This window comes from Paenibacillus elgii NBRC 100335 (assembly GCF_004000865.1).
GTDB lineage: Bacteria > Bacillota > Bacilli > Paenibacillales > NBRC-103111 > Paenibacillus_G > Paenibacillus_G elgii.
The window spans coordinates 92,423-106,293 of sequence record NZ_BIMB01000009.1; the positions used below are offsets into that span (position 1 = coordinate 92,423).

Sequence of the window (13,871 nt, forward strand, 5' to 3'; positions counted from 1 at the left end):
CCTTTAAAACGAGAGTTGACAGACTGACAAATATCACATTTCCATTATATCGAAAATGGTCCTTGTAATTATTCGCCTTTTTGAATTTTATGTGACTTGCCTTCTCCCGCTTTAAGCGCTTCCTGACGAAGCTCGTTGACCTCCTGCGGGGTCAGGTGGCGAAACTTGCCCCGGGGGATGCCGGATAGCTGAAGCGGCCCGAATTGAATCCGTTTCAATTTGATCACCGGATGATGGATCGCGTCGAACATCCGCCGCACCTGCCGGTTGCGCCCTTCGTAAATCGTAATTTTCACGACGGCTTCGTTGTTTTCCGGACGCACGTCCTGGTATTCCACTTCGGCGGGCGCGGTCATGCCGTCCTCCAGCTCAATCCCGTTCTTCAGCTTGTCCAGCAAGCTGCCGTGAGGCACACCTTTGACCGTGGCCAAATAGGTGCGCGGCACGTGGTGCTTCGGGTGCGTCAGCAAATGGGCGAATTCGCCGTCATTGGTGAGCAGCAGCAAGCCTTCCGTATCGTAATCGAGCCTGCCGATCGGGTAAATGCGCTGCTTGATGTTTTTGAAAAACTCCGTTACCGTTTTGCGTCCTTCGGGATCTTGTGCGCTTGTGATGACGCCTTTAGGCTTATTAAAGATCACATACACTTTGGATTGCCGTCGGATCGGCTTGCCATCGACTTTAATAAAATCCTGGGAAGGGTCAACCTTCACCCCCAGGGTTGTTACTACTTTGTCATTGACTTCCACACGTCCTGCGGTTATCAATTCTTCACACTTGCGGCGGGAGGCCACACCCGCTTCGGCCAACACTTTTTGCAATCTATCCATCTGTGGATTCACCTCAAGCTAATGATACCTATCCTCGGGTGAAATCACAAGTTGCGCCCACGGAAAATCGCCTCCAGGGCATGTAATCGAATGCGGAAAAATGTCGTCAGGCTGAAAACCGTACGTTTCCGCCAGCCGGAGGATCAGCTTGTTCATCAAAAACAGCTGCTCTTTCTCTGCAGAAGTGCGGACGGTGCGCGGTCCGGAGAAGTCCCCTTCGAGACACAGGTGGATGTAGAGCGGATCGGTTTGCTCGGAAGAAGGGATGATGTCGCCGTTTTTGGCGATGAAATAATCATACCCTTTTCCGTTAATGGAGGAGCAGGCGGAATGGTGGATGACAATGCCGTAATACTGCATGCGGTTCACCTCGTTAAGGCTGGACTGCTCACAGTATATGTGCGGAGAGGATAGGGGGTGATGCGGGGTCCGGCGATAAGCCGAGCGGCGGAAGACGGGTCCGCACGCATGCGGCCTGCAATTCGCCGGCTGCGTTCAGGCAAATACCAGCGAGCAGATCGCAATCGAAGCGATGAATCCGACGGCGTCGGAAATAAGGCCGACCTTGAGGGCGTAGCCGGCCTTGCGGATGCCGATGGCGCCGAAATAAACCGTAATGACATAAAGCGTCGTATCCGTGCTTCCCTGGATCGTGGAAGCAATCCGGCCGATCATCGAATCGGGACCGAACTCGGAGATCAGATCTGTCGTAAAGGCAAGTGAGCCGGCGCCCGTAATCGGGCGCAAAAAAGCAAGCGGAATAATATCGCCCGGAATGCCAAGCCGCTCGCAAATCGGCTTCAGCCAGCCGATCATCAGATCCATCGCCCCGGATGCGCGGAACACGCTGATCGCCACCATCATGCCAACCAAATGCGGAATAATCCGGATCGTCGTATCGAAGCCTTCTTTAGCCCCTTCCACAAACGATTCGTAGACGGGAACCTTGCGGTAAGCCGCATAAAGAGGAATGAAGACGATTACGACAGGGATGGCCCATGCCGATATCCAATTGACTAGGTTATACACGCTGGTTCATCCTTTCCCCTGTCCGGGCGGCGTTGATCGCTTTCGATACCATCGGTCAACCATGATGGCGGCCAAGGTCGAGATAAAGGTAGCTATCAGCGTCGTACCGACGATTTCCGCCGGATTCGCCGAGTTGTAATTCATTCGTATGGCGATCAGTGTTGTCGGAATCAGCGTGATGCTGGCCGTATTGAGCGCAAGGAGCGTACACATGGCGGGGCTCGCGATGTCTTTATGCTTGTTGAGGAGCTGCAGCTCCTGCATCGCTTTAATACCCATCGGTGTGGCGGCGTTGCCCAATCCCAGAATGTTGGCGCTCATGTTCGACATAATGTACCCGAGCGCCGGATGATTTTTGGGCACGCTGGGGAACAGCGCGCGTACGACCGGCGAAAGCAATTTCGCCAGCTTTTGCAGCAAGCCCGCATCCTCAGCGATCCGCATGATGCCGAGCCAGAACACCATAATGCTGATGAGCCCGAAGCAGACCGTCACTCCGCTCTTGGCGCCGTCAAATACCGCCTCCGTGACCAATTCGATTCTGCCCTGAAAAGCAGCGACGACAAACCCCGCAACAATGAAAAACAACCATATCCAGTTGACCATGCCCGCCGCTCCTTCCGCTTAATCCGCTTGCCCGGTAAACATCACCCGGGTCAGCTCGGTCAAGATGTAGAGCCATTTGCGCGAATTGCCGCTGCCAAGCTCTTCCGCCTCCGCGAACGAATAGGCGGATCGTTCCTTCTGCTTCAGCCGGTGGCTATCCTTGGCAACCAGCGGAACCGAGCCGACCGGCTTACCGTCCAGCAGAAATTGCAGCCGCCCCGCTTCCCCGAGCCGACTTTCGACGGAAGCCGCATCATATAAAATCGGCTGACGCGCCAGTCTCCCGCGTTCCGCCTGCTCCGCCGGATATTGGAACGATGCCCCGGCGACAAGCCCGGTCCCCTCAATCGCCTCCCCCTTCTGGGCCAATGAAAGCAGAGGATAATGCTTGAAGCCGAAATCGAGCAGCCGGGAGTGATCGATCCAATCGTCAGGATCGTTCAAGGTCACGACAGCGAGCTGCTGCCCGCCTCGGGTCGCCGAAGAGACAAGGCACCGCTTGGCCAGCTTCGTATAGCCGGTTTTCACCCCGTCCGCCCCTTCGTAAAGCGAAAGCATTTTATTTTTATTGACCCAGCTGTAATCCCAGGATTCGTTCGGATTCGGCACCTTCTTCACTTTCGTTTTCACAATCTCCCGAAACACGGGGTTTCCGAGCGCATAAGCGGTCAGCTTGGCCATATCGTTCGCAGTCGAATAATGCCCTTGCTCGTCCAAGCCGGAAGGATTTTTGAAGCTGGAATTCGTCATGCCAACGACTTTCGCCTTCTCGTTCATCAAGAAGACGAAGCCTTCCATGCTGCCGCCTACATGCTCGGCGATCGTAACCGCCGCATCATTTCCGGAACGGAGCATCAAGCCGTACAGCAAATCCTTGAGATTCATTTCCTCGTTCAGCTTCAGGTAAATGGACGAACCTTCTTTGCCGAAAGCGTTCTTGCTCACTTTCGCCCGATCGGTCAAATGCCCATGCTCAATCGCGACAATCGCCGTCATGATTTTGGTCAAGCTGGCAATGCGCATCGGTGTGTCCCCCCTGGAGCTGTAAAGCAGCCGCCCGGAAGCGACGTCGATCAGCGCCGCAGCCGTCGCGCCGGTCTTTACACCCGGAGCGGCGCTGACTCCCGTCGGCGGAAGCGCGCCCATATAAACCAGCAGCAAAGCGAGCAAAAGCAAACATCCTTTTCTCATCTTTATCCTCCCACGCGCCATCCTACAGGAAAAGCCGACTCCTACCGGTCGGACAGCTCCATGTCTTTGTACAAGTATATGCTTGTCACTCCAGGTTATGAACGGCCCATGACAAGCGGCACTCTGGAAGCGTATGGGAAAGAAAATTAAACAAAAAAAGCCTTGCGTCTGCGGGCGTCCCCTACAGACTACAAGGCTAAAGGATCGATACAATCGGGCTCATTATATGAAACACGGCCAACCTTCGGGTCGACCTCGTAATACTTCATCCGCTCGGCAAGATACGGCTGCAAAACAGGCAGCAGTTCTCTTTCGTCCTGCACAGTCCGGTTCAGCCACAAGCTTTCCTGCTCTCGCGGCAAAATGACAGGCATCCGCTCGTGAACCTCGGCCACCAATTCGTTCGCGGCTGTCGTAAGGATTGTACAGGTGTGCAGCTTCGCTCCGTCCTCCGCCAGCCATGTATCATATAATGCAGCCATGCCGAACAATCCTCCGTCCGCCAGCACGAAACGGACCGGCTGCTTCTGCGAGCCGATCCGTTTCCATTCATAAAAGCCGTCCGCCGGAATAAGGCAGCGCTTCCGCTTCAGCAGGCTGCGGAAGGCCGGCTTCTCGGCGGCGGTTTCGGCCCGTGCGTTCATCATGCGCGCCCCGGATTTATCATCCTGCGCCCAGGAGGGGACCAGGCCCCAGCGAAGCTCACCAAGCCGGTTCGCCTCGCCGCCTGTCCCCCCTATGATCGCGGGAATCCATTGGCCCGGCGCCGCATTGTAGCGCGGCTGATACGGCGCCGGACGCCGGTCCAGCATAAAATTCAGTACCAGCTCTTCGAAACTAACGGTAACGGTATAGCGTCCGCACATGCCGGAGCGTCCCCCTTTCAAGCGCGGCTGGCTTGAGTTAGATTATCCGCATGATTAATAAATACCGTCAGCTTTTCGGCCAAATCGATTTCGTATGGCTGCCCCAGCACTTGGCCATCGGCATCGATCAGCACCCGCACGACGGGACGCTGCGGCACCGCAGGGTTAATATTGACGACAACTCCCTGCTCCCCCGAGCTTAGCTTGACGGTCAAGCCGAGCGGATAGATGGCGACGTTATCCCGAAACATCGCTACTTTGCGCTGATCGTACAGCGTTCCGACGCCCGCAAACAGCACTTCCATCGCTTGATGCGGAAGCATCGCGAGCCGATGCGGACGGTGCGTCGTCATCGCGTCGTAGCTGTCGGCGACGGCAATCCACTTGGCATATTCGTGAATGTCTTTTCCCGTAATCCCTCTCGGGTATCCGCTGCCATTTTCCCGTTCGTGATGCTGAAAGGCGCAGTGGGCGGAAAGCAGGGGCATATTCGGCTCGTCCTTAAGCAGACGGAAGCCGATCTCCGTATGCTTCTTCACCTCTTCGAATTCCTCCGCCGTGAGCGGTCCCGGTTTCTTAATAATGTCCAGATTGATCTTGGTCTTGCCGATGTCGTGCAGCAGCGCGCCCATTCCTAGCGCCATCAGCTCGTCCTGGTTATAGCCGCTTACCATGCCGAGCATGGTCGTATAAATACAAACATTCAGAGAGTGCTGATACAAATAGTTGTTCAAAACGTTCATATTCAGCAGCATAATGGCAGTACCCTGCTTTTCGTTCAGGTCGTCGATAATCATCTTCATGACATTGCCGAACGAACGTCCGAGTACGTGGTTTTTAGAAAATTTGGATCGGCTTTCATTTTCCATGAAGCTGCGGAAATGAGTGCGGATTTCGGTTAGCGCTCTGATTCTCGTTTCATCTGCAAGCGGTTCCTCAATCTTAAGGTCTTCCGTCGCCTTATCGGCGATATATAAATAATCGATGCCGAGCCTCTCCAAACGCCCGAGTAATCCTCCCGTCAGTTCCACCCCTTCATTCAGTAAAATGACGCCTTCTTCGTTATAAATGCACTTCCCGAGGCGCATACCCGGTTCGCACGATCTGGTGGGCAACAGCCGCATGAACGTATACCTCTTTCCCCATGTCTTCGGTCCTACGGTTACAAAATAACTATAGTGCAACTGCCGGGAAAGAGCAATATGTGCCATGTTAATTAATCAAAAAACAGTAAAAAATATGTAAAGCTGCTCCTGGGAGCAGCTCGCGGAATGATACGATCTAACCTTTTTCATATCAATTATGTCTTTGTCTACAGGTTTATTATGACCAAAAAAGGGTCGGGTGAAAAGGAAGTGTTGCTGGAAGGTTAAGCAACTCTTTCCAACCACCGACAAATCAGACAATAAAGTTCTGATTCTCGATGTTGTTCGTGACGGTAGTGGCCCCGGCCCCGGTTCCTTCCGTCATCGCACCCGCGCCGGGTTTAATCCCGTTTTTGATCATCGTTTGAATCCGGTCGACAACATGCGGCGCCGAATCGATCAGGCGCTCCAGCAGGTGGGTCTGGTTATCTAGCGGCACAACCTTGACGCCATGCTTGCCTACGACCAGAAAAGCGATCGGTGTGATGGATACGCCGCCGCCGCTGCCGCCGCCGAACGGCAAGGCCACATTGGCGTTATGCGCATCGGTACGGCTGATGCCGGCAGCCGAGGATTCGTCGGTCACAAACTCGCTACCCCCGGCCGCAAACCCGAAGCCCACTTTACTGATCGGCATAATGACGCTGCCATCCGGGGTCTCTACCGGATCGCCCACGATCGTATTGACGTCGACCATTTCTTTGATATTTTCCATGGCCGTTTTCATGAGTCCTTGAATCGGATGCTCAGACATGAATGAAGATCCTCCTTTTCGAAAAGGCTTGAACGCTACAATTTTCGATTGCGTTTTTAGCATTGCCCAAAGCCGAAAACGGTATGCGGGATGCGGTCCGTAAATGCCGAAAAGCCGCCGCTTCTGCACAACGCAGTTGACGACAGCTTCATCAGGTTCGCAGCAGCACTTTCTTCCAGGCACGCAGCCCGCCTTTTATTTTTAATATCCGGAAAAGCAGTTGAAGTCCCGCCACGACAAGATGCCACAAGCGGATATGCAGGCGGCATATGCCTTCGGTCATAAACACGTTCTGATTAAACACCGGCATGACTTGAAGCTCCGGCCTCGTCTCGAGCCGAATTGTCCGGAAAATATACCCCAAAAGTGAAGTTTTGAGTCCCCATAGGGTGCCTACGACAACAGCCGTCTCCGCCGCGTCTCCGATGCCGGCCGATGTTTTCCAGTTCAGCTCGGTACAATGAAAATGGCTGAGCAGCCGGCGAAACCATTGGTTAAACTTAAAACAGTTGTTAAGCAATATACGAAAGTTATCGATCGCCTCTTTAATTTTATCGAAGTCGATTTTGCGTTTAGACTCGCCCTGAAAACCACCATTGTTCGGATTCGTTTTCTCCGATTTCAGTTCCAACCCTTCCAGCCATCCATGGAAGCGGAGCATCGGCACGATGTACCTGTATCGGATCAGTCCGAATAAGGAGCGGACATCGATTCGAATTTCGTCATTTTGTTCCATATGTACGAAAGACAGGCAAATTTTGATCTTGCTTTGCGCCACGGCCAAAATCAAGACCGCGACCGCTCCGGCGATCCAAGCCCATATCATGCGATGCTCCTCCTCTTCGGCCCGGGTGCTTGCGGACAGCACAAAAACTCCTGAGCCGGAAGCTTCCGCTTCGTTTCCTCAGGAGTTAGTATAGCCCAGCATTGGAAAAACATGCGTACGTTACATGCCGCCCGGCTCCGCCACGTCCTCGAACGTGATTTGTTTGCCGTCCAGCTTCTCGAAAAGCAGCCTGGCCTCTTCTTCCAAATTATCGTCATTTTCAAACATCGACGTCTCCGGAAGATCTTCAATCGTGCTAAGCGCAAAATAATCGAGAAACGATTTGGTCGTCCCGTACAGAATCGGCCTTCCCGGCGCGTCCGCGCGGTCTACCTCTTGAATCAGATCTTTGGCCACCAGCGTCTGCAGCGCGCGATCCGACTTCACCCCGCGAATCTCTTCGATCTCCACCCGCGTAATCGGCTGCTTGTACGCTACGATTGCGAGTGTCTCCAACGCCGCTTGAGAGAGCGACGTCCGCGAGGGAGAATAGGCCAGCCGCTCAAGATACGGCGCGTGTTCCGGCACGGTCGTAAGCTGATAGGTACCCGCCAGCTCGACAATTTGAATCCCGCGGCCCTGACGTTTCATGTCCTCCTGCAAATCCAGGACAAGGTCGGTGACGAACTCGACGCTGAGCTCCAGCACGTCGGCGAGCTGTTTGGCGTCCAATCCCTCGTCTCCCGCCACAAACAACAAGCCTTCAATAACTGACTTCATCTGCCCAAAATCCATCTGCCGTTCCTTCCTCTCTTGCCTGAATCACAATATCGTCAAAAAGCTTATGCTGAAAGCAGACGATTCGCTTCACTTTCATCAGCTCCAGCAGCGCCAAAAACGTAACGACAATCGCGTCTTTCGTCGCGTCATCGTCCAGCAATTTCGAAAACATCACTTTGCCCCCGCACTTCTCGAGCGTATCGACTACCTCGTACATGCGATCCTTCACCGAGATTTCGTCCTTACGGATTTTGGCAATCGCCTGACGGCTCTGCATCCTCCGCATCGCCTTGCGAAACGCGTTAACGAGATCGGCCACATGCAGCCCTTTGACCGGGTTTTCCTGCACCGCCGGCACATAGGGGGTCAAATCCTCCGGCTCTCTCGTATAAATGAGGCTGCGCTCCATCTCTTTGTCCCGCAGATGATCCGCAATCGCCTTATACTTGCGGTATTCGATCAGCTTCGCTACGAGCTCGGCGCGGGGGTCGTACTCCTCATCCATCATGTAATCGTCGAATTCAAAATCCACGACAGGCGGCTTCGGCAGAAGCATCTTGCTCTTAATGGAAAGCAGCGTCGCGGCCATGACGAGGAACTCGCTCGTCACTTCGAGCTCCAGTTCCTGCATGGCGTCCAAGTATTCCATATATTGATCCGTAATTTCTTTGATCGGAATGTCGTAAATATCGACTTCCGCTTTATCGATCAAGTGCAGCAGCAAATCAAGGGGGCCTTCAAAGGTTTCCAGCTTTACTGTGACTTTCACTTTCCTCTCGTTCCCCCTTAATCCTCAAGCAGCTTTCGTCAGGTTGTCAGCTGTTTCGTCAAATTGGCCATCTCGATGGCGCTCGCAGCCGCTTCCCAGCCTTTGTTTCCAGCCTTGGTTCCCGCGCGCTCCACCGCCTGCTCGATCGAGTCGGTCGTCAGCACGCCGAAAATAACGGGAATGCCGGTCTTGAGCGAAATGGCGGCAACGCCTTTAGCCGTTTCATTGCAAACGTAGTCGAAATGCGGAGTGGACCCGCGGATGACCGCACCAAGCGTGATGACGGCGTCGTACTTGCCGCTCTCGGCCATTTTCTGCGCGATCAACGGAATTTCGAAAGCGCCCGGAACCCAGGCAATCTCGACTTCGTCTTCGTGTACGCCGTGCCGCTTCAGCGCATCCAGTGCGCCGCCCAGCAGCTTGTTCGTAATAAATTCGTTGAACCGTCCGACCACGATCCCGTATTTTAATCCTTGCGAGACCAGATGTCCTTCGTATACTTTCGCCATGTCCCTTCAACTTCCCTTCATTTAATGAAATATTTTTTTAGATGGTAAAATCAAGCAGATGCCCCAGCTTCGCCTGCTTCGTATGCAGGTAGTTCGTATTGTCCTCGTTTTCTTCCATTTGCAGCGGCACGCGCTCGACCACTTCCAGTCCGTAGCCTTCCAGACCGCGAATTTTGCGCGGATTGTTCGTCATGAGCCGGATGCGGCCGATGCCGAGGTCCTTCAAGATTTGCGCGCCGATCCCATAGTCCCGCAGGTCTGGGGGGAAGCCCAGCTTCAGGTTCGCATCGACGGTATCGAGCCCCTGCTCCTGCAGCTTGTACGCCTTCAGCTTGTTGATCAAGCCGATGCCGCGTCCCTCCTGCCGCATGTATAGCAGCACACCGGAGCCCGCCTCTTCGATCTGTTTCAGCGCCGCCGCGAGCTGCGGTCCGCAATCGCAGCGGTGCGAGTGGAAAACGTCGCCGGTCAAGCATTCGGAGTGAACGCGGACGAGCGTCGGACGGTCGCTGTCGATCTTGCCTTTGACCAGCGCGACATGCTCCTTGCGGTCAACGTCATTCGAGTAAGCGATGGCGGTAAAAACGCCGAAGTCCGTCGGCATCCGCACCTCGACCTCGCGCTGTACCAGCTTTTCCTTCTGATTGCGGTAGCGGATCAGGTCCTGGATCGTGACGATCTTCAGATCATGCTTGCGGCTGATCTCCATCAGATCCGGGACGCGGGCCATTTCGCCGTCTTCCTTGATCACTTCGCAGATGACGGCAGCGGGATATGCGCCGCACATGCGCGCCAGATCGACTGCCGCTTCCGTATGTCCGGCGCGGCGCAGGACGCCGCCTTTCTTGGCTGTGAGCGGAAAAATATGTCCCGGACGGCGGAAGCTCTGCGGCTTCGTCTGCGGGTCGATCAGCGCCTGCACGGTCCGTGAACGCTCCGATGCGGAAATGCCGGTCGACGTTTCGACGTGATCGATCGAAACCGTGAAGGCGGTGCCGTGGTAATCCGTATTGCGCGATACCATCTGCGGCAAGTCCAGCTCCTGGGCCCGCTCTTCAGTAATCGGGGCGCAGACGAGACCGCGTCCCTCCTTGATCATGAAGTTGATGACCTCCGGCGTCGCTTTCTCGGCCAAGGCGATGAAGTCGCCTTCGTTCTCGCGGTCTTCGTCGTCCACGACGATAATGACTTTGCCCAGCATCAGATCGTATATCGCTTCTTCAATCGGATGAAACCGGATCGGTTCGTCCATTCCTCTCTCCTCCTTAGGTCTATGTGAGTCTGGAACCGGATTACAGGAACCCGTGCTCCGTTAAAAATGCGGCGCTTAGACCGCCGGGGGTTGTCCTTTGGGTTACGGCAGCCCCTTCTCCGGTTCGGAAGGTCAGCAGCCGCTCGATGTATTTGCCGAGAACGTCGGCTTCAAGATTGACTTCATCCCCTTGCTTTTTGTGCTGCAGCACCGTTTCCGCGAGCGTATGCGGGATGATGGATACGGTAAACGATGTTTCTCCCAGCTCGACGACCGTCAGGCTGATTCCGTCAATCGTGATCGAGCCATGCGGGATGATATATTTTAAGATGCCCGGGTCATGCGGCTCTACGCGGAAGACGACGGCGTTTTCTTCCAGAGTCCGCCCCCGGATGACGCCGGTCGAATCGACGTGTCCCTGTACAATATGACCACCGAACCGGCCGCCTGCCGTCATCGCGCGCTCCAGGTTGACCGGAGATGCGCTAGACAGGCGGGACAAGTTCGTCCGCCGGAACGTTTCCGGCATCACGTCGACAGTGAAAGATGCTTCGTCATAAGCGATAACGGTCAAGCAGACGCCATTCACCGCAATGCTGTCGCCAAGCTTCACATCGTCCAGAATACGCTTCGCCCCGATCGTCAGTACCATCGCCTGACCTTGCTTCGCTATGCGGCGCAACGTGCCGATTTCCTCGATAATTCCGGTGAACATGGAATATCCCTCCTTTTCCGTCTATTCAGGAGCAACCCGTCTATTCGCTGGGCTCCGCATAGTTCGGGTACCCGATCAAGCATAGATCGTCGCCGAATGTCTCGACCTGCATGCGTTCCAGCCGAATCGCCTCGCGCATTTGCCCGAAGCCGGCGAAGTCGAAGTTCGCCGGCGCCAGCGCGCCTCCGCCGATGATCTTCGGCGCGAGGAAGAGCACGAGCTTGTGGGCGAGCCGGTGCTCCAGCAGCGCGCCGCTCAGCTTGCCGCCGCCTTCCACGAGCAGCGAGCCGATCTCGCGCTCGCCGAGCCGCGCCATGGCGGCGTCCAAATCGACAGCGGGGCCCGGCCCGCAGTCGACGACCTCTACGCCGCGCGCTTCGAGCTCGCGGCGGCGAGCCGCCGGCGCCTGTTCGGTCGTGAGCACGACCGTCGGCGCAGCCCCGTCCCGCACGAGCTTCGCCTCGTGCGGCAGCCGCAGCGTCGAGTCGACGACGACGCGGATGGGGTGCAGACCCGGCACGGGCAGCCGGGTCGTCAGGGACGGGTCGTCGGCCAGCACGGTGCCGATGCCGACCATAATCGCCTGGTGGCGATGCCGCAGCGTATGAACGTAGGCGCGCGAGGCCTCGCCTGTGATCCACTTGCTGTCGCCCGTTCTGGCGGCGATTTTGCCGTCCAGCGTACTGGCCGATTTGACGGTGACGAACGGCCGCCGGGTGGCGATGAACGTATTGAACGCTTCGTTCAATGCGTTGGCCTCCCGCTCCAGCACCCCTTCCGTCACTTCGATGCCGCTCGCCCGAAGCCGGGCGATCCCGCTGCCGGCCACAAGCGGATTCGGGTCGATCGCCGCAACGACGACCCGCTTGACGCCTTCGCGGATCAGTCGGTCGCTGCATGGCGGCGTCCTGCCGAAGTGGCTGCACGGCTCCAGCGTCACATAGGCGGTGGCGCCCGCCGCTTCGCTCCCCGCCATGTTCAGCGCATGAATTTCGGCATGCGCTTCGCCCCGTTTCAGGTGAGCACCCATGCCGACAATGCGTCCTTCCTTGACGATGACGCAGCCGACGACCGGATTAATGCCCGTCTGTCCGGCCGCCGAAGCGGCCAGCTGCAAAGCCAGATTCATGTAATACTCGTCGTTCAGCAACCTCACAGTCAATTGACGCAACCTCCTTTTCCAGATTATGTTGCCGGAAAATGCGAAAAAGCCCTCTTTTTGCTTAGCAAAAAGGGGCTTGTGAGAAGTGCGCGTTTAGACAAACAAACGCAGGCGGAATCCTTGCAGCGACAGTTCGCAATGCAATGCAAATACATGCTACTCAAGCCACGTCGATGCATGTCTAAATAAACCTTGCTCTGTGTCCGATGACACACGGCAAGAAGACATGCTCAAACAGACATACCTGTGGCATGTTGAGTATGTGAAATAACGCACATACGCACGCAGACAGTCTATCGCCGGTCCCGCTTTCCCTTCTCCCATCCAGACTATACTGTCGGTCTCGGAGTTACACCGAGTCCACCGGCAACCAGAAGCTGGCTGCACGGGTCACGGACTGAGCTCGGCCTATAACAATCTAGCCGAAACATCACCGCCGGTAGGGAATTTCACCCTGCCCCGAAGGAAACGAATTATTAAGTTTGTTACCAATGATATTTCTAAGGTTCTTTGTAGCACCGATCATACCAGTATCCACAAGGCTTGTCCCGATTTTGCGGTTAACCGAAAAATCTCCTAAGAAAATCATGTAACTTGAATGAAATACTACCACTACAAAATGAAAAAAGCAACTGCTTTTGCTGCTACCCTTGCATCCTCGCCTGTGTACCATCCAAATACCCATACATCCTTCGCCATTCTGAATACCTTAAAGTTGGAGGTGAAAATGGATGGCTAAATATGCCAATACCGGATCGTTTAATTTTACGAGCGCAGGCGTAAAAACATTGTTTACTGTACCTAAGGGAATTAATGGGACTCTGGCGATTTCCAACAACAGCAATAAACCCTTTGTTTTGCTATTGAATAATACGGTGACCATTGCTGTAAAGCCTTATGGTATTGCTAGAATTGGTTCTTTAAGCGGCGGTTTTCCTACAAAAGTCGCAATTAGAACTAAGGGGCCGACAAACGGAGCTTACATCTTTCAGCAGAATTAAGAAACCAGGCCCGTTTTTCGCTCGCTTTATAGCATTCGCCGGGACTAGACGATTGGATGGGACATACAGTAATAAGGAAATAAACACAAGGGAGGGCCGTGCGATGAACCGGATGCTTGTAAAAACCTATAAGTACAAGGCAGGCAAAAATCAATACATCGTCATTCAAATATTTCAAAAGGCGGTCTCGTCGGTAGGTCACGGAAATGCGCTTGCCAGCAACGCGGTGAATGTGAAGATCTTCAAAAACGTCAAGGGACGCAAAACCTAATCTTCCCGCTCCTCCCGGAAAGGAGGTGATCTCGATGTCGCAGCATAAGCAATGGAGGCATCACCAAAAAGGCAACGAAAACAATAAGGTCAACGTCTGGCAATCGAGCAAAGCAAGAACGGGCCAAGGCGGCAACGCCTTCGCCATCAACGCGTCCGACGTAGGTGTCGTCAAAACAAAAGTGACCAACAACAACAGCAAAAAGAAAAAATGACATTAGTGCAT

General features: G+C 54.7%; 18 protein-coding genes and 1 riboswitch. Of the genes, 3 read left to right on the forward strand and 15 right to left on the reverse strand.

Going from position 1 to position 13,871, the window contains the following annotated elements; all coding sequences use genetic code 11:
• Positions 1–68: 68 nt before the first annotated feature.
• From PEL01S_RS09255 to ribD, 15 genes are all read right to left on the reverse strand, one after another.
• Positions 69–830: a pseudouridine synthase gene (locus PEL01S_RS09255; RefSeq protein WP_010498947.1), complete on the reverse strand. Its 762-nt coding sequence runs from the start codon at positions 828–830 to the stop codon at positions 69–71.
• 18 nt (positions 831–848) lie between these two features.
• Complete coding sequence (locus tag PEL01S_RS09260; RefSeq protein ID WP_127460097.1) at positions 849–1,190, reverse strand: peptidoglycan recognition protein family protein; 342 nt, start codon at positions 1,188–1,190, stop codon at positions 849–851.
• Between the two features lie 135 nt (positions 1,191–1,325).
• Positions 1,326–1,859, reverse strand: a complete 534-nt coding sequence (locus PEL01S_RS09265; protein WP_054977572.1) for a spore maturation protein — start codon at positions 1,857–1,859, stop codon at positions 1,326–1,328.
• A gap of 6 nt (positions 1,860–1,865) precedes the next feature.
• Entirely contained in the window at positions 1,866–2,465 is a 600-nt protein-coding gene (locus tag PEL01S_RS09270; protein WP_036680771.1) for a nucleoside recognition domain-containing protein, read from the reverse strand.
• 18 nt (positions 2,466–2,483) lie between these two features.
• Positions 2,484–3,656, reverse strand: a complete 1,173-nt coding sequence (locus tag PEL01S_RS09275; protein WP_127460098.1) for a D-alanyl-D-alanine carboxypeptidase family protein — start codon at positions 3,654–3,656, stop codon at positions 2,484–2,486.
• Positions 3,657–3,844: 188 nt separating this feature from the next.
• Positions 3,845–4,522, reverse strand: a complete 678-nt coding sequence (locus PEL01S_RS09280) for an SOS response-associated peptidase (RefSeq protein ID WP_127460099.1) — start codon at positions 4,520–4,522, stop codon at positions 3,845–3,847.
• A 17-nt stretch (positions 4,523–4,539) separates the two neighbouring features.
• Positions 4,540–5,646: an HD-GYP domain-containing protein gene (locus PEL01S_RS09285; RefSeq protein ID WP_127460100.1), complete on the reverse strand. Its 1,107-nt coding sequence runs from the start codon at positions 5,644–5,646 to the stop codon at positions 4,540–4,542.
• Between the two features lie 274 nt (positions 5,647–5,920).
• Positions 5,921–6,421 (reverse strand): GerW family sporulation protein, encoded by a 501-nt coding sequence (ytfJ, locus tag PEL01S_RS09290; protein WP_010498959.1) that lies wholly within the window; start codon positions 6,419–6,421, stop codon positions 5,921–5,923.
• Between the two features lie 151 nt (positions 6,422–6,572).
• Complete coding sequence (locus PEL01S_RS09295) at positions 6,573–7,247, reverse strand: DUF2953 domain-containing protein (protein WP_127460101.1); 675 nt, start codon at positions 7,245–7,247, stop codon at positions 6,573–6,575.
• A 120-nt stretch (positions 7,248–7,367) separates the two neighbouring features.
• Positions 7,368–7,982: an SMC-Scp complex subunit ScpB gene (gene scpB, locus PEL01S_RS09300; RefSeq protein WP_010498961.1), complete on the reverse strand. Its 615-nt coding sequence runs from the start codon at positions 7,980–7,982 to the stop codon at positions 7,368–7,370.
• Positions 7,951–8,736 (reverse strand): segregation and condensation protein A, encoded by a 786-nt coding sequence (locus PEL01S_RS09305; protein ID WP_127460102.1) that lies wholly within the window; start codon positions 8,734–8,736, stop codon positions 7,951–7,953. Before PEL01S_RS09305 ends, scpB begins: the two co-directional genes overlap by 32 nt.
• 38 nt (positions 8,737–8,774) lie before the next feature.
• On the reverse strand, positions 8,775–9,245 hold the full coding sequence (gene ribH / locus PEL01S_RS09310) for a 6,7-dimethyl-8-ribityllumazine synthase (protein WP_036680785.1): 471 nt from the start codon (positions 9,243–9,245) through the stop codon (positions 8,775–8,777).
• Between the two features lie 37 nt (positions 9,246–9,282).
• On the reverse strand, positions 9,283–10,497 hold the full coding sequence (locus tag PEL01S_RS09315) for a bifunctional 3,4-dihydroxy-2-butanone-4-phosphate synthase/GTP cyclohydrolase II (protein ID WP_127460103.1): 1,215 nt from the start codon (positions 10,495–10,497) through the stop codon (positions 9,283–9,285).
• Positions 10,498–10,537: 40 nt separating this feature from the next.
• Complete coding sequence (gene ribE, locus PEL01S_RS09320) at positions 10,538–11,212, reverse strand: riboflavin synthase (RefSeq protein ID WP_127460104.1); 675 nt, start codon at positions 11,210–11,212, stop codon at positions 10,538–10,540.
• Positions 11,213–11,252: 40 nt separating this feature from the next.
• Positions 11,253–12,368 carry a bifunctional diaminohydroxyphosphoribosylaminopyrimidine deaminase/5-amino-6-(5-phosphoribosylamino)uracil reductase RibD gene (ribD, locus tag PEL01S_RS09325; RefSeq protein ID WP_255320094.1) on the reverse strand — a complete coding sequence of 372 codons (1,116 nt, stop codon included), beginning with the start codon at positions 12,366–12,368 and terminating at the stop codon, positions 11,253–11,255.
• Positions 12,369–12,682: 314 nt separating this feature from the next.
• Positions 12,683–12,845: riboswitch (FMN riboswitch) on the reverse strand.
• A 260-nt stretch (positions 12,846–13,105) separates the two neighbouring features.
• Between ribD and PEL01S_RS09330 the strand changes: the two genes are divergently transcribed.
• From PEL01S_RS09330 to PEL01S_RS09335, 3 genes are all read left to right on the forward strand, one after another.
• Complete coding sequence (locus PEL01S_RS09330) at positions 13,106–13,375, forward strand: hypothetical protein (RefSeq protein ID WP_127460105.1); 270 nt, start codon at positions 13,106–13,108, stop codon at positions 13,373–13,375.
• Positions 13,376–13,478: 103 nt separating this feature from the next.
• Positions 13,479–13,646: a hypothetical protein gene (locus PEL01S_RS34430; RefSeq protein ID WP_164824266.1), complete on the forward strand. Its 168-nt coding sequence runs from the start codon at positions 13,479–13,481 to the stop codon at positions 13,644–13,646.
• A 34-nt stretch (positions 13,647–13,680) separates the two neighbouring features.
• Positions 13,681–13,860 carry a hypothetical protein gene (locus PEL01S_RS09335; RefSeq protein ID WP_127460106.1) on the forward strand — a complete coding sequence of 60 codons (180 nt, stop codon included), beginning with the start codon at positions 13,681–13,683 and terminating at the stop codon, positions 13,858–13,860.
• The last annotated feature ends 11 nt before the right edge of the window (positions 13,861–13,871 follow it).

What these genes read in the sequence shown, in the direction of transcription:
- PEL01S_RS09255 (WP_010498947.1), bottom strand. Translation starts at nt 830, where the DNA reads ATGGATAGATTGCAAAAAGTGTTGGCCGAAGCGGGTGTGGCCTCCCGC.
- PEL01S_RS09260 (WP_127460097.1), bottom strand. Translation starts at nt 1,190, where the DNA reads ATGCAGTATTACGGCATTGTCATCCACCATTCCGCCTGCTCCTCCATT.
- PEL01S_RS09270 (WP_036680771.1), bottom strand. Translation starts at nt 2,465, where the DNA reads ATGGTCAACTGGATATGGTTGTTTTTCATTGTTGCGGGGTTTGTCGTC.
- PEL01S_RS09275 (WP_127460098.1), bottom strand. Translation starts at nt 3,656, where the DNA reads ATGAGAAAAGGATGTTTGCTTTTGCTCGCTTTGCTGCTGGTTTATATG.
- PEL01S_RS09280 (WP_127460099.1), bottom strand. Translation starts at nt 4,522, where the DNA reads ATGTGCGGACGCTATACCGTTACCGTTAGTTTCGAAGAGCTGGTACTG.
- PEL01S_RS09285 (WP_127460100.1), bottom strand. Translation starts at nt 5,646, where the DNA reads ATGCGGCTGTTGCCCACCAGATCGTGCGAACCGGGTATGCGCCTCGGG.
- ytfJ (WP_010498959.1), bottom strand. Translation starts at nt 6,421, where the DNA reads ATGTCTGAGCATCCGATTCAAGGACTCATGAAAACGGCCATGGAAAAT.
- PEL01S_RS09295 (WP_127460101.1), bottom strand. Translation starts at nt 7,247, where the DNA reads ATGATATGGGCTTGGATCGCCGGAGCGGTCGCGGTCTTGATTTTGGCC.
- scpB (WP_010498961.1), bottom strand. Translation starts at nt 7,982, where the DNA reads ATGGATTTTGGGCAGATGAAGTCAGTTATTGAAGGCTTGTTGTTTGTG.
- ribH (WP_036680785.1), bottom strand. Translation starts at nt 9,245, where the DNA reads ATGGCGAAAGTATACGAAGGACATCTGGTCTCGCAAGGATTAAAATAC.
- PEL01S_RS09315 (WP_127460103.1), bottom strand. Translation starts at nt 10,497, where the DNA reads ATGGACGAACCGATCCGGTTTCATCCGATTGAAGAAGCGATATACGAT.
- ribE (WP_127460104.1), bottom strand. Translation starts at nt 11,212, where the DNA reads ATGTTCACCGGAATTATCGAGGAAATCGGCACGTTGCGCCGCATAGCG.
- PEL01S_RS09330 (WP_127460105.1), top strand. Translation starts at nt 13,106, where the DNA reads ATGGCTAAATATGCCAATACCGGATCGTTTAATTTTACGAGCGCAGGC.
- PEL01S_RS34430 (WP_164824266.1), top strand. Translation starts at nt 13,479, where the DNA reads ATGAACCGGATGCTTGTAAAAACCTATAAGTACAAGGCAGGCAAAAAT.
- PEL01S_RS09335 (WP_127460106.1), top strand. Translation starts at nt 13,681, where the DNA reads ATGTCGCAGCATAAGCAATGGAGGCATCACCAAAAAGGCAACGAAAAC.